Source organism: Bradyrhizobium sp. (genome assembly GCF_022844465.1).
Classification (GTDB): Bacteria; Pseudomonadota; Alphaproteobacteria; order Rhizobiales; family Xanthobacteraceae; genus Bradyrhizobium.
The window spans coordinates 32,102-45,581 of sequence record NZ_JALHLP010000003.1; the positions used below are offsets into that span (position 1 = coordinate 32,102).

A 13,480-nucleotide genomic window follows, 5' to 3' on the forward strand; every position below is an offset into this window, starting at 1 on the left:
CGCCGGAGATGTCAGTGAAAACCAGGGTCATCGTCAATCCGATGGCGAACAAGGGCAATTGCGGCAAACGCTGGCCGCAGATTCGCGCTGAACTCGAGCGACATCTCGGCTCGCTCGGCGATCGCGACATTGCGATAACGCGGGCGCCCAACCATGCCATTGAATTGGCGCAGGAAGCGGTCGACGCCGGCTATCGCCGCCTGGTCTCGGTGGGCGGCGACGGCACCTTCAGCGAGATGATGAACGGCGTGATATCGGACGACCGGCCGATCGCTCCCGACCTGGTGCTGGCGCAACTGCCCGGCGGCACCTCGAACGAACTCAGCCGCTCGTTCGGCCAGATCGCGCTCGCCGATGCCAGCCGGGCCATCGCCGCCGGGCTGACGCGCGAGATCGACGTGTTCCGCGCCGAGGCTAGGGGGTATGCGGGACATCCGGTCACGCGGTATGGTTTCGTGCTCGCGATTGTCGGCGCCGCCGCCACGATCTCCTGGCGGGCTCAGCGCGTGCCGCTCCTGAAACGGCTCGGCCCGGTCAGTTACGTCCTGATGACCGCGCTGACATCGCTGACCTACAGCCCGCGCCCCTACCGGCTCAGGATCGACGACGAGCCCGAGCAGAATCTGCCAATGTGGTCCCTGATGCTGTGCAGTTTCGACGGTGCGGGCGAAGGCTTGATGCTGGCGCCGGGCGCCGATCCCAGTGACCGCAAGCTCGATCTGATCATGGTCGGCGACATCGGGCACTGGGAGACGCTGACCAGGATCGTCCCCAAGCTGGGCGACGGCAGCTACATCGCGCACCCGAAAGTCTCGCGGCGTCACGCGACGCGGATCACGATCGACAGCGATCGCATGGTCCGTGCCGACGTCGACGGCGAAAGCATCGGCCAACTGCCGATGTCGGTCGCACTGCTGCCGTTTCGCCTGAAGGTGGCGGCCATTCAGCCCGGATCCGGAAAGTGATGAAGATCACGTACACCCTCGCCGCCTGACCCTACCGTGCTCCCAAATCTCGCTTTGAGATCGCAAGGAGCGCCGCCATGTTCCGTTTCAAGCCGTTACTGTTATGCGCTGGTCTGTTGGGCAGCTTGCTGAGCTTCGCCGGAGCGGCCTTCGCCGAGGCCCCGAATGCCGACATCCGCAACGGCATCCAATCGCCGCCGGCTGCCGACCAGCGGGTCGCGCTGGTGATCGGCAACTCGAATTACCAGACCGCGCCGAAACTCGCCAATCCCGGCAACGACGCCCAATCGGTGGCGCAGCTGTTGAACTCCGCGGGCTTCGAAGTGACGCAGGCGATCGACCTGACGCGCAGCGACATGGTCAGGGCGATGCAGGATTTCTCCTTCAAGGTCGCCGCCCGCGGCCCCGGCGCCGTCGCAATGATCTATTACGCCGGTCACGGCGTGCAGTTGGCGGGCGAGAATTACCTGCTGCCGGTCGATGCCAGGATCACCTCGCCGTCCGATCTCGAAAGCAACTCGCTGCGGCTGGTCGACGTGATGGGAACGCTGGAATCGATCCCGAGCCGGATGCGCATCGTCATTTTGGACGCCTGCCGCAACAATCCGTTTCCGGAGATCAACGACGCCGGACGCGGCCTTGCCATCGTCGACGCGCCGCGCGGCTCGATCGTCGGCTACTCGACCGCGCCGGGCACGGAAGCCGCCGATGGCGACGGCAACCACAGCCCGTACACGTCGGCTTTCCTCAATGTCGCGCGCGAGCCCAATTTGCCGATCGAGCAATTGTTCAAGCGGGTCCGGCTCGAGGTCAACAACACGACCGACGGCCGGCAGACGCCGTGGGAAAGCTCGTCGCTGACCTCCGACTTCTATTTCTTCGGCGATACGGCAGAGGCCGGGACCCGTGCGCCGGACCGCAGCCCGATCGTCCAGACCGCGTCCAACCTGCCCTCGCGCTCGGTACGCCAGGCCTATGATTTCGTGCTGTCCGAGGGTACGCCCGAACACTATCAGGAGTTCATCCGCCTCTACCCGCACGATCCGCTGTGCCTTCGCATCCGCGTGCTGCTCGGCAACCTGCTGCAGGCGAGGGCGTGGAACAAGGCCGTGATGGCGAATTCTCCCCACGCCTACAAGGCGTTCCATGACTCCTACGCTGACAGCCCCTATGCCAAGACGGCTCTGAAGCTGCAGCTGCAGCCAAAGGCCGTGCCGCTGATGCAGTTCACGCATCTGGCAAAGTCGTCGCCGACGTTCAAGCCGAACAACATCGGTGGCGCGCCCGGCCTTGGCAACTCCCTTGGCATCTCCAAGGACAACCTTGGCGCCAACGCGCACATGCCCGTCCCTTCGAAGATCATCACGCTGCCGGCCAAAGCCGCGACAACGATCAACCCCGGCAACGGCGGCGGCATCATCAATGGCAATCCCGGCAAGGTCACGACCTTGCCCGGCAAGATCGATCCTGTGCCCGTCAATGTCGGCAACAACAATGGCATTCCCGGCAAGGTCATGCCGTTCCCCGGCAAGGTCAATCCGGCGCCCGTCAACGTCGGCAACAACAATGGCATTCCCGGCAAGGTCATGCCGTTCCCCGGCAAGGTCAACCCGGCGCCCGTCAACGTCGGCAACAACAACGGCAATCCCGGCAAGGTCACAACCTTCCCCGGCAGGATCGACGCCGCTCCGATGCGGATCCAGGGCAAGCCGGAACGCAGCTTCGCGCCGCGCACGATGAATGGCGGCGTCACCAGCGGCAATTCCAGCTCGCGCTTGATGACAACCCAGTCCGTTAGCTCGTTTGGCGGGAGCGGCGGATTCAGGCGCTAAGCGTGAATTGATGTTGTCGGGCAGGGCAGCACATGCCCTGCCCGTTTTCATTTTTGTCGGGTTTGATCAGGCGACCAGCCTGGCGAACAGGTCGGCATCGACATTGCCGCCGGAGAGCACGATCACGACGTTCTTGCCCTTGACGTCGATGCGACCGGCCAGCAGGGCGGCCAGGCCAACGGCGCCGCCGGGTTCGACCACCAGCTTCAATTCCCGATAGGCATAGGCCACCGCCGCGCCGACTTCTTCGTCGGAGGCCGTGACGCCGTTCGCCAGCAGCTTGCTGTTGATCGAGAACGTCATCTCGCCGGGTATCGCCGCCATCAGCGCATCGCAGATGGTGCGACCGGCGGCGTGATGGGCCTCGCGATGTCCGGCGCGCAACGACAGCCCGTGATCGTCATAGTCCTCGGGCTCGGCGACCACGATCTGGGCGTGGGGATATTTCGCCTTGACCGCCGTCGCTACCCCGGCGATCAGGCCGCCGCCCGAAGCCGGCGCCACCACGATGTCGGGCGAGAGCCCGAGTGCCGCCATGTCCTCGGCGATCTCGCGGCCGACCGTGCCCTGCCCGGCGATCACGAAGGGATCGTCATAGGGACGCACCAGTGTCGCGCCGCGCTTATCGGCAATGCCGTTGGCGATGGCTTCGCGGTCTTCCCGGTCGCGATCATAGAGCACGACCTCGGCGCCATATCCCTTGGTGCGCTCGCGCTTGGTCAAGGGAGAATCCGCGGGCATCACGATGGTCGCCCGCATGTTCAGGATCTTCGCCGCCGCCGCCACGCCCTGGGCGTGGTTGCCGGAGGAGAACGCCACCACGCCGCCGCCGCGCTTGTCCTGCGGGATCGACGCCAGCTTGTTGAACGCGCCGCGAAACTTGAACGATCCGGTCCGCTGCAGCATTTCCGGCTTCAGGAACACCTTGGTGCCGATGCGCTCGTCGAGAACGGGGAACGACAACAGCGGCGTTCGCACCGCGAATGGCGCAACCACCCGCGCCGCCGCTTCGATATCCGCAGCGCCGACCGCTGCAATGGGGGCTGGTTCGGTCATGCATGCCTTGTATCGCGCCGGCAGAGGGCCGGGCAAGAAAGATTCAAGACCGATTCAGGATCGTTTCAACCCGTTCAGGCGAAGTATGGCGACGAAATCCGGTTCTCACGCCGCAAATTGCACCTGCCCGCCCTCCGGCTCCACCGGGCAACGGTTGAGGGCGTGTTCGATAAAGACCCTGGCGGAAGCTTGCCAGGTATGGGCGGCGGCAAATTCAACACATGCTTCCCGCGATATTTGCTGCGCCTGCAGGCATGCCACGCGCAAATCCTCGCTGAGGACGCCGACCGGCGCCGTGCCGATCACGTCACGGGGCCCAGTGACCGGGTAAGCCGCCACCGGCAGGCCGCTCGCCAGCGCCTCCAGCAGCACCAGACCGAAGGTGTCGGTCTTGCTCGGAAATACGAATATGTCCGCCGCCGCATAGACCTCCGCCAGTTCCTCGCCGTGTCGCGCACCGAGGAACACCGCCTTGGGATAGTTTCGCTCCAGCGCCGCCCGCGCCGGACCGTCCCCGACCACGAGCTTGGTGCCGGGCAGATCGAGTTCGAGGAAAGCTTCGAGGTTTTTCTCGACGGCGACCCGGCCGACGCTGAGGAACACCGGCTTCGGCAGGCAAAGATCGGCCGCGCGCGGATGAAACAGCGAGGTATCGACCCCGCGCGACCACAGCACGACATTGCGAAAGCCGCGCATGCGCAACTCGGCCGCAAGCGCCGGCGTTGCCGCCATCACCGCCCGGCTCGGCCGGTGGAAGCGGCGCAGCGCGCGCCATACCCATGATTCCGGAATCGACGAACGCGCGGAGACATATTCCGGAAAGCGGGTGTGAAAACCCGTGGTGAACGGCAGGCCGTGCTTGCGGCAGTAGCGTCGCACCAGAAGCCCGATCGGGCCTTCGGTCGCGACGTGAATGCCGTCTGGCCTTGCGGCCTCGATCAATCGCGCGATCTTGGCAGGATAAGGCAAGGCCAGCCGCAGACCGGGATAGCTCGGCATCGCGAAGGTGCGAAACGATTGCGGCGTAAGGAAGCTGATCTCGACGCCGAAGCCCTTTGCCGCCTCGGCCATCGCGGTCAGCGTGCGCACCACGCCATTGACCTGTGGATGCCACGCATCGGTTGCGACCAGAATATGCGTCACGCGGCGCGCGCCGCGACGCGGGGGACCGGCACCGCCCGTCGCGAGAGATCGGTCCAGGTGATGATTTCGAACCGGCCGTCCTCGTGTTCGGCCAGCGCGGTGCAGCTTTCCACCCAGTCGCCGCAATTCATGTAGCGGATGCCGTGTTCGTCGCGGATGGCGGCGTAGTGGATGTGGCCGCAGATCACGCCGTCGGCGCCGTGCCGCCGCGCCTCGCCGGCCAGCGTCTGTTCGAATGCGCCGATGTAATTCACGGCGTTCTTGACCTTCTGCTTCGCCCATTGCGACAGCGACCAATAGGGTACGCCGAACAAGCGCCGGAAGAAGTTGACCAGACGATTCATCTGAATGGCGAAATCATAGGCCTTGTCGCCGAGATGGGCGAGCCAACGCGCGTTCTGCACCACGAGATCGAAGATGTCGCCGTGGATGACGAGATAGCGCTTGCCGTCGGCCCCTTCGTGAATGGTGTTTTCCACCACGTCGATGCCGCCGAAATGCGTGCCGTAATAGTTGCGCAGGAACTCGTCGTGATTTCCGGGCACATAGATGACCTTGGCGCCTTTGCGGGCCTTGCGCAGCATTTTCTGCACGAAGTCGTTGTGCGATTGCGGCCAGTACCAGCCGGATTTCAGCGCCCAGCCATCGACGATGTCGCCGACAAGATAGATGGTGTCGGCGTCGTGGCTCCTGAGGAAGTCCAGCAATCGGTCAGCTTGCGAGCCGCGGGCTCCGAGATGGACGTCGGAAATGAACAAGGTACGAAAGCGCCGCTCCGGGCTTTCTTCAATCAGGGAGCCACTACCCATGCGACAGCACCTATTGCACTTGTGTGACAGGGCGATGACAACCCATGCGGCCATTGGCGTCGATAGAATCGGTCTTGCACCTTGACTGCAAATAGCAGCCCGATGCGACAACGAGGCGACATGGCGCGAACGCGGCTGTGAGGGTGGTTAAAATCGCGCCTTAACGAACCGCGCGTCAATAAAACCTGTGAAAATGGTGAACGGGCCCGTGACCGCGCCCGACGCTGAAGCGGTCGGCGGCAGCGATTGCGGCGCTGACCCAGGCCTTGGCGCGAGCCACGGCGGTCGCCATTCCCTCGCCTTTGGCAAGCCCGGCCGCGATCGCCGACGACAGCGAGCAGCCGGTGCCGTGGGTGTTCCTGGTGGCAATGCGCGGCGCGGCCAGCACGACGGCGCCGTCGGCGTCGATCAGGTAATCGATACTCTCGGCGCCCTCGCCATGACCACCCTTGATCAGCACCACCTTGCAGCCCAACGCCAGCAACCGCCTGCCCTGATCCTTCACCTCGGCCTCCTCCCTCGCCACCGGTTCGTCGAGCAGGGCCGCGGCCTCGGGCAGGTTCGGCGTGATCACCGAGGCGCGCGGAATGAGTTTCGTCCGCAGCGCATCAACGGCTTCGGCCGCCAGCAGCCGATCGCCCGATGTTGCCACCATCACCGGATCCAGCACCACATGCTTCGGCGACCAGCGCGTCAGCCCGGCGACGATGGCGTCGATGCTCGCCGGCTGCGCCACCATGCCGATCTTGACCGCGCCGATGTCGAGATCAGAAAATACCGCGTCGATCTGCGCGGCGACGAATTCCGCCGGCACCTGATGAATGCCGCTGACGCCGGTGGTGTTCTGCGCGGTCAGCGCCGTAATCACGGACGCACCGTAGACGCCGAGCGCGGCAAATGTCTTGAGGTCTGCCTGGATGCCCGCCCCGCCGGAGGAATCGGAGCCGGCAATCGTGAGCGCGATCGGCGTCGTCATGCTTGGCCTCGCGCTGATCGTGGGATCGGGACCATCGGCTTTGTCACCGCGTTTTCGAGCAAATCGGAGGGCGGTTCGCGAGAGGAAACAAGAAACTAGCGCCCCCGGTCACGGGCAGCAAGCTTGCCATGCCCTGCGGTTTTTGGCCTATTGCGTCTGAGATGCCTGGAGACGACCGCCATGGTTCCTTTCTTCGTCCAGTTCAAATGCAAGCTCGGCCAATCCTACGCCGTCGCCAACGCGCTGGCGGAAGCCGAGATCGCCTCGGAGATCTATTCCACCGCCGGCGACTACGACCTGCTGGTCAAGTTCTACGTCGACAACGACACCGACATCGGCCATTTCGTCAACGAGCGGGTTCAGGTGATTCCGGGCATCCAGGACACCCACACCATCATCACCTTCAAGGCGTTCGGCACCGGTTAGTCCAGCATGGCGGCCCAACGGCTTGCCATTGGCCCCCTCCACTCGTCAGGGATGCGGCCAAGGGCACGCTTTTGCCATGCGAGCATCTTGCTATCGCCTTGATATTTTTCATTTCTGAACGGCGTCGCCAATCGGGGGCTCCGCAGCGGGGAGTTTTTCCGAGGGGGAATTAGTCGCGAGTACCACCATGGGGACGTTATACGACCTGCTCGGAGCGCTTCCGAACGACGACGCCGACGCCCTGCGGGCTGCCTTCCGCAAGGCCGCCAAGGCTACCCATCCCGACCTTAACCCCGGCAATCCCGAGGCCGCGCTGAGATTCAGGGAGTTGATGCGCGCCCACGACATCCTGACCGATGCCGAGCAACGCGCGACCTACGATCAACTGCTCGCCATTGCGCTTCAACCGCCCGTCGCGAAAACGACCAGCACCTACGAGGTCGTCGGCAGATTTGCCTCCAACACGATGGCCGCGACAATCATTTCAGCCGTGCTGGTCGGCGGTTACGTCCTGCTCGGCCTGTTTTCGAAACCACCCGGCGCCGCGGAGATCCCAACTGACGGGACGGTAGGCCGTGCCTACGGCATTGCGGCGGCGGCGCCTGGCGCCATCGCCAGAAACGACGCGCGCATGCAGCATGCTGGGGAGGCATCGGCCGGCGGCGCGGCCGTGGCAATCGAGGCGGACTCAAGGACCGGGGCAATCGGCCGCTTCGACCCGCTGGCGGGCTTCGCCGCCTACCATCTGGCCATTCAAGCCGCCTATTTCGATCGCGGCAGCGTGTTTTATCGGACGGGCGATCTCGACCGCCGGTTCACCGCCTTCACTCCCGTCAAACGCGTCTCGGATTCCCGAAAAAACAAGAACGCCACGCCAGCGCCGCCCAGGCCGCTGTCGATCCTGGCGCGCTTGCCGGAAAGGCGGAAACCCATCCCACCCGCCCTGACGCCCTGATGGCGGGCGCCACGATCTTCAGCAGGATTCTCAACCGCTCTTTGCCCTTTTTGGCCGCGGCGGCCCCTCGATCGGCGGCAGCGATTTCAGATACTCGGCCATGCCGGCAAGGTCCTCAGCGGATAATTGCGACGTGTTCCGGATGACGCGCGCCATCGAGCCGCCGGCGGTGTCGCCCTCGGGCGTTTGCCCGGTTTCGAGGAAATAGGCGATATCCTTGACGCTCCATCCGGCAAGCGTTCCCTTCTGGGTGATGTTTGGCACCCAGCCCTCGCCTTCGGGATTGGGTCCGCCGGCCAGGCGCTGCGCCGCGACGATGCCGCCAAGGAAATTGCGCGGGCTGTGGCACTCCGCGCAATGGCCGAGGCCGTTGACGAGATAGGCGCCGCGATTCCAGGACGCCGAACGCGCGGCGTCAGGCGCATACGGCTTGCCGTCCACGAACAGCCATTTCCAGACGCCGACATTGCGGCGGATGTTGAAGGGAAACGGCACGTCGTGATCGCGCGCCTTGCCCCTCACCGGGGCCAGCGTCTTCAGATAGGCGAAGAGGTCGCGAACATCCGCGACTGTCGCGTGCTGGTAGGAGGCGTAGGGAAACGACGGGAAGTAATGCGCGCCCTGCGGCGAGGTCCCCTTCAGCACTGCGGTCACGAACTCGGCTTCGGTCCAGCGGCCGATGCCGTCATTCGGATCGGGCGAGATGTTGGGGGCGTAAAACGTCCCGAACGGCGAAGGCATCGCCAGTCCACCGCCTAGCTTGAGCCGATCGGGCTGGTTGGGGACGGCGTGGCAGGAGGCGCATCCACCCGCATTGAATGCAACGAGGCCGTTGGCGAGGTTGGGCGTGTGCGGCGCAAGCGAAGCCGGCGCAACCACCGCCGGGATCGTCAGCCACCAGAAAACCCCGAGGCCGGCAATGCCGGCCAATGCCATGGCAAGGAGGATTCGTCGCAGCATTGACGGCTCCGTCGTGAGGCGCCCCAACTGGAGCGGGATCGCGCGCTTCCCGAACGATCGCCAGCTCGGCAGCACCTGGTCCACCAAGCTTACACAAATTCCGGGGCGCTTAAGGCGAGATCGCGCAGGAAATCCATCAGACCATTGTTCACAAAAGAGATTCGCTCTGACGGCAACATCGATCCCGAACGCCGCGGCAGGTTCAGGAAGCTGATCCGGGACGAAAAAAGAGGGTGGATGCACCAGGCATCCGCCCTCTTTCGTCGATCGGAAACTGGGTTAGCTGTTCTTGACGCGGTATGTCTCGTGACAGCTGCTGCATTCCTTGCCGATGACAGGCACGTTGGCCTTCAGCGAGTCGAGATCCTTGATCTTCGCCTTGGTCTCGGTCACCGCCTTGGCGAAGCTGGCGATCTTGGCCGCGAAGCCGGCCTTGTCTTCCCAGATCTTCGGCGAGGCGCTGAAGTCGCCCTCGGCCTTCAGGCCCTTGGTACTCTCCGGGAACATGGTCGGAAGCCTCTTGGCGGTATCCTCGAACTGCTTGAGCGCCTGATCGACGGCCGCCTGGTCATAGGGTTTCTCGCCCTTGACCATCGGGCTCAGCACCGCGCCCATCGCCCTGCCGGTCGCCTTCATGACGTCCTGGTCCTGCTTGACCTTATCCTGCTGGGCGATGCCTACGCCAACGCTCAGCAACAACGCTCCTGCGACCACCAAAATTCGCTTCATCCGGGAACCCCTTTTCTTGCCGTGACGCGTGCAGGCCCGCGACCGCCGCAAGCCTTGCCTGCTTTCTGCCAACACCGCAGGCGGGACTTCATTCCCCGCTTACGGAAAATATCAGAGATTATGACGCTTCCTTGCCTCGCGGATTGCGATCCAGACCCGTTCGGGTGTCGCCGGCATGTCGATATGATCGATCTTGTACTCTCGCCAAAGGCCCTCGACGATCGCGTTGACAATGGCGGGACAGGAGCCGATGGCGCCGGCCTCGCCCGCACCCTTGACGCCGAGCGGGTTGGTCGTACAGGGCACGTTGTGGGTTTCGAAGTGGAATGAGGGGCCGTCGGCGGCCCGTGGCAGCGCGTAATCCATGAAGGTGCCGGTGACGAGCTGGCCGTCGGCTGCGCTATAGACCGCCTGCTCCATCAAGGCCTGGCCGATCCCCTGCATCGCCCCGCCATGGACCTGGCCGGCGAGCAGCAGCGGATTGAGCGTCACGCCGAAATCATCAACGATGACATAATTGACGATCCTGATGATCCCGGTCGCGGGGTCGATCTCGACTTCGGCCAGATGGGTGCCGTTGGGGTAGGTGCCGTCGGCCTGGGTGAAGGTCGCGCTCGCATTCAGTTTCGACGGATCGACGCCGCGCCGCTTGGCCAGATCGGCAAAGCTGATCGAACGATCGGTGCCGGCGATGCGCACGACGCCGTTGCTGATCTCAAGGTCGCCGGCGCTGGTTTCCAGCGCTTCGGCGGCGATCTCCTTGAGCTTGTTGCCGAGCTCGCGGGTGGCGCGCTGGACGCTGACGCCGCCGGTCGGGATCGAAGCCGAACCGCCGGTGCCGAGGCCGGTCGCGATCTTGTCGGTGTCGCCCTGCAGCACATGGACGCGTTCCGGCGGCACCCCGAACTGCTCGGCGACGAGCTGGGCGTAGGCGGTCTGGTGGCCCTGCCCGGTCGACTGGGTGCCGATCAGAATGCTGATGTCGCCATTCGGATCGAGCGCGACATTGGCGGTTTCCTCGCCCATGGTGCCGCAGACCTCGACATAGCTCGCCATGCCGATGCCGCGCACCAGCCCGGCCTTCTTGGCCGCCTTGGCGCGCTTGGGGAATTCCTTCCAGTTGGCGACTTCCATCGCGCGCTTCATATGCGCGGTGAAGTCCCCGGAATCATAGACCTTCCCGGTCGCGGTCTTGTACGGCATCGCCTTTGGCGGAATGAAATTCTTGCGCCGGATCGCATCCGGCGTCATCCCGAGTTTTCGAGCCGCCGCATCGACCAGCCGCTCGATCACGTAGGCCGCCTCTGGCCGGCCGGCGCCGCGATAGGCGTCAACCGGCACGGTGTGGGTGAACACGGTGCGGACGCGGCAGTGGAACGCCTGGAGATCATAAAGTCCGGGCAGCATGCCGGCGCCGCCGTAGGGAATGTAGGGCCCGAAGGTCGAGAGATAGGCGCCCATGTCGCCCATCAGGTCGACATCCATGCCGAGGAACTTGCCGTCCTCGGCCAGCGCCATCCTCGCAGTCGTGACATTGTCGCGCCCCTGGGCGTCGCCGGTAAAGTGCTCGGAGCGATCGGCGGTCCATTTGATGGTCTTGCGCAGCTTGCGCGCGGCGACCGCGATCAGCGCGTATTCGCGGTAGGGAAACAGCTTGGTGCCGAAGCCGCCGCCGACGTCTGGACAGATCACCCGCATCTTTTCCATCGGCATCTTCAGCACCATGCCGCACAGGATCTCGCGCAGGCGATGGCTGCCCTGGCTGCCGATGGTCAGCGTCAGGTGATCGCGCTTGGCGTCGTATTCGGCGACCGCGGCGCGGGTTTCCAGGAAGTTGGTGATCACGCGCGGATTGACGATCGACACTTCGGCGATCGCATGCGCGCTGGCGAAGGCGGCGTCTGCCGCCTTCTTGTCGCCGACCGAGACGTCGAACAGCACATTGCCGGGATGGTTGGGCCAGACCTGCGGCGCCCCCGGCTTGACGGCGTTGACGAGGCCGACCACGGCGGGCAGCGGCGTCCATTTCACCTCGATGGCCTCGATGGCGTCGCGGGCGTGGTCGATGCTGTCGGCGACGACGAAGGCGACGGCGTCGCCGACATGGCGAACCTCGTCCTTCGGCAGAATTGGATAGGGCGGCCCGGTGAACGGATCGACCTCAAGGTTGAAAAGGCATGGCAGATCGCCGAGCTCCCTGACGTCGTCGGCGGTCAGGACCGCGCCGACGCCGGGCATGCCGCGGGCCTTGCTGACGTTGATGGTGAACTTGGCGTGCGCATGCGGCGAGCGCAGCACCAGCGCATGCATGGCGGACGACGGCGAATGGTCGTCGGTATAGCGGCCCTTGCCGCGGATGAGCGCGTCGTCCTCCTTGCGAAGAACGCTTTGACCGACGCCGAATTTGATGGGAGCTGCCATCTTGTCTCCATTTGCCGTGAGAAGCGCGCCATACTGGCCCGGTTCCCGCGCCAGCGCAAACCGCTTTCGGCTGTTAGCACGCAGCCCTGCGCGGACGCGTGGTCATCCGGCGAGCGCTTCGCTACTGCACAAAAAAGCCCCGGACGATGCCGGGGCCTTTGCGGGACGAAGATAGCCGTCCGGGATCGGTCCTTCGCGACTATCGGCCGCCGATGGCGTAGTTCAGGCCGACCCGCAGCACATGGTCGTGAAAGCGCGAATCGACGTTGGCTCCGATCGCGGAAGCCGGCGCGAGGCTGAAGCTGCCGGCACGGAACGTATCGAAATCCATGTAGAGATATTCGAGCTTGGCGCTCCAATCCTTGCTGATCTTGCCTTCGACGCCGGCGCCGGCGGTCCAGCCGAAGCGCACGTCGGAGGTCGAGCCGATGGAAGCGACTGCCACAGCACCCGGGGTGAAGCCGGCGAGCGCGCCGGTGGTCTTGATCGAGCCATAGGCCAGACCGCCGGTGCCGTAGAACAGCACCCGTGGTGTCGCGAGCACGCCGACGCGGCCGCGCACGGTGCCGAACCACTCCAGGTGCTGATCGAGGGCCAGGGTGGTCCCGGCGGCGCCAGCCGGCAGGAACGTCAATCCGGGAAGACAGACACCGCCGTTGCCCGCTCCAGCGCAACGATAGCCGGTCCCGCCCTTCTCATCGGACCACTGCGCGTCCGCTTCGAGGCCGAACACCCAGTTGTTGGCTTGCCAGTTGTAACCGATCTGGCCGCCGGCAATGGCGCCGTCCATGTTGAAGCCGGCGCTGGTGATCGAGCCCGCCGGCGGCGCGATCGGCAATCCGGTGGCCGTGCTGAAGTAGGAGACGTCCGAGTTGGAACGGCCCCAGCTGTAACCGGCGTTGCCACCGACATAGAAGCCGCCCCAGTTCCAGACCTCGACCATCGGCGGCGCCTTGGTGTAGCGCGGCGCCATATCCGCGGCGCTCGCTGCGGAAGTCGCCGCCAAAGCCACCAGTGCCGACGCTGCGATTGCCTTGAAAAACGGATTGCGCATGGGAGCCCCTCTGAAAACTTTTGGCTGAATCTCCGATGGAACCCTAATGCGGATTCGTCCTGCGATCAGGTGCCATTTCCATCGCGGGTGGCGTTTTCGGCCGCTTGTTGCAAATATGCCCCAATGCGGCCAGCGCAGCGCCCCAAAGACATTT

At 64.6% G+C, this 13,480-nt stretch carries 12 protein-coding genes; 4 read left to right on the forward strand and 8 right to left on the reverse strand.

All coding sequences use genetic code 11. The features are described from left to right. Positions 1–14: 14 nt before the first annotated feature. Complete coding sequence (locus Q0D31_RS08325) at positions 15–965, forward strand: diacylglycerol kinase family protein (RefSeq protein WP_291848277.1); 951 nt, start codon at positions 15–17, stop codon at positions 963–965. 77 nt (positions 966–1,042) lie between these two features. After that, complete coding sequence (locus tag Q0D31_RS08330; RefSeq protein ID WP_291848280.1) at positions 1,043–2,797, forward strand: caspase family protein; 1,755 nt, start codon at positions 1,043–1,045, stop codon at positions 2,795–2,797. Positions 2,798–2,863: 66 nt separating this feature from the next. On the opposite strand, the gene Q0D31_RS08335 is transcribed toward Q0D31_RS08330, so the two are convergent. The 4 genes from Q0D31_RS08335 to thiD all read right to left on the reverse strand — a co-directional run bounded on the left by Q0D31_RS08335 (position 2,864) and on the right by thiD (position 6,781). Further along, positions 2,864–3,853 carry a threonine/serine dehydratase gene (locus Q0D31_RS08335; RefSeq protein ID WP_291848284.1) on the reverse strand — a complete coding sequence of 330 codons (990 nt, stop codon included), beginning with the start codon at positions 3,851–3,853 and terminating at the stop codon, positions 2,864–2,866. Between the two features lie 105 nt (positions 3,854–3,958). After that, entirely contained in the window at positions 3,959–4,996 is a 1,038-nt protein-coding gene (locus Q0D31_RS08340; RefSeq protein ID WP_291848287.1) for a glycosyltransferase family 1 protein, read from the reverse strand. Then, positions 4,993–5,805, reverse strand: coding sequence for a UDP-2,3-diacylglucosamine diphosphatase (locus Q0D31_RS08345; RefSeq protein WP_291848289.1), 813 nt, complete (start codon positions 5,803–5,805; stop codon positions 4,993–4,995). Before Q0D31_RS08345 ends, Q0D31_RS08340 begins: the two co-directional genes overlap by 4 nt. A 175-nt stretch (positions 5,806–5,980) precedes the next feature. Next, the gene (gene thiD / locus Q0D31_RS08350; RefSeq protein ID WP_291848292.1) at positions 5,981–6,781 is read right to left on the reverse strand and encodes a bifunctional hydroxymethylpyrimidine kinase/phosphomethylpyrimidine kinase; all 801 of its coding nucleotides are present in this window, start codon (positions 6,779–6,781) and stop codon (positions 5,981–5,983) included. Positions 6,782–6,961: 180 nt separating this feature from the next. Between thiD and Q0D31_RS08355 the strand changes: the two genes are divergently transcribed. After that, positions 6,962–7,207 (forward strand): Lrp/AsnC ligand binding domain-containing protein, encoded by a 246-nt coding sequence (locus Q0D31_RS08355; RefSeq protein ID WP_214492143.1) that lies wholly within the window; start codon positions 6,962–6,964, stop codon positions 7,205–7,207. A 187-nt stretch (positions 7,208–7,394) separates the two neighbouring features. Further along, positions 7,395–8,162 carry a DnaJ domain-containing protein gene (locus Q0D31_RS08360; protein WP_291848303.1) on the forward strand — a complete coding sequence of 256 codons (768 nt, stop codon included), beginning with the start codon at positions 7,395–7,397 and terminating at the stop codon, positions 8,160–8,162. 30 nt (positions 8,163–8,192) lie between these two features. Here the strand turns inward: Q0D31_RS08360 and Q0D31_RS08365 are convergent, their stop codons facing one another. From Q0D31_RS08365 to Q0D31_RS08380, 4 genes are all read right to left on the reverse strand, one after another. Beyond that, complete coding sequence (locus Q0D31_RS08365) at positions 8,193–9,122, reverse strand: cytochrome c (protein ID WP_291848306.1); 930 nt, start codon at positions 9,120–9,122, stop codon at positions 8,193–8,195. 279 nt (positions 9,123–9,401) lie between these two features. Next, complete coding sequence (locus Q0D31_RS08370; protein ID WP_291848309.1) at positions 9,402–9,851, reverse strand: cytochrome c; 450 nt, start codon at positions 9,849–9,851, stop codon at positions 9,402–9,404. A 111-nt stretch (positions 9,852–9,962) separates the two neighbouring features. Next, complete coding sequence (locus tag Q0D31_RS08375; RefSeq protein ID WP_291848312.1) at positions 9,963–12,272, reverse strand: xanthine dehydrogenase family protein molybdopterin-binding subunit; 2,310 nt, start codon at positions 12,270–12,272, stop codon at positions 9,963–9,965. Positions 12,273–12,471: 199 nt separating this feature from the next. Beyond that, entirely contained in the window at positions 12,472–13,326 is an 855-nt protein-coding gene (locus Q0D31_RS08380; protein WP_291848315.1) for an outer membrane beta-barrel protein, read from the reverse strand. Between the last annotated feature and the right edge of the window lie 154 nt (positions 13,327–13,480).